At 43.8% G+C, this 739-nt stretch carries 1 protein-coding gene; it reads right to left on the reverse strand.

The genetic code is table 11. The features are described 5' to 3' along the window. Positions 1 to 272, reverse strand: a 272-nt coding sequence (locus EQY_RS0122780; protein WP_024212722.1) for an ORF6N domain-containing protein, incomplete at its 3' end; no start/stop codon positions are given. Positions 273 to 739 lie beyond the last annotated feature (467 nt).

Below are 739 nucleotides of genomic sequence, written 5' to 3' on the forward strand. Positions count from 1 at the left end.
GCTGCTCCGCGTTCTGTCCAGAGGATGAGGTGCTTTGTACGCGGTGCAACTAAGTTACTTTGAGTAACCTTGTTCTTAAATTCCCGCAACTCAGCCCCTTCCAATTTGAAGTAGTGTTTCCCACAAACAAAACGCTCGGCATTGCGTGTATAGTTCACTTTGATGTTATTAGTTTCGGTGCCATAAAGTTGTGCCAAAAGCTCGGTAGTAATGACAGGGATTTGGTTATGGGTGATCGGGGAAAGAGTTTCAACTGAGATTTGAATAGCCATAGGATGATCCTTTTTCTATGTGAATCATCACCACTGCTGACGCCAATCAGTATGGTGGTGAACTGTGCAGGGTTGGCGTAACCGGGAAAAAGGAACCGGCGCGGATCGCTCCGCCCCCACACAGCCCACCATTGAGATGTGACAGTGCAAACGACAATAAAAAAGACGCTGGCGCGTCTGTTGTCGCCTTTTTCATCCGGGACGCCAATCCCGACGCCAGATTTTGCTGGCGCGTGAGGAATATAGCCCCGGAGGACAAAAACTGTCAACGGGCAAAAAATTTCCGTTATCAGGAGTGTATAAAATTAAAGCAATTGAGCAAAAAATCCTTTCTGCAAAACTAAAAAAGATTTCAATAAAATCAGGCGGTTAAAAACGCTGAAAAACGGTATAAAAAAGCATCTCAAAATCATGTTTTTTCTTTCAGATACAATATCTTATTTGATTTTTTAAAACCTGCCAGTCTG

It is taken from the genome of Escherichia sp. TW14182, from assembly GCF_000208525.1.
GTDB lineage: Bacteria > Pseudomonadota > Gammaproteobacteria > Enterobacterales > Enterobacteriaceae > Escherichia > Escherichia ruysiae.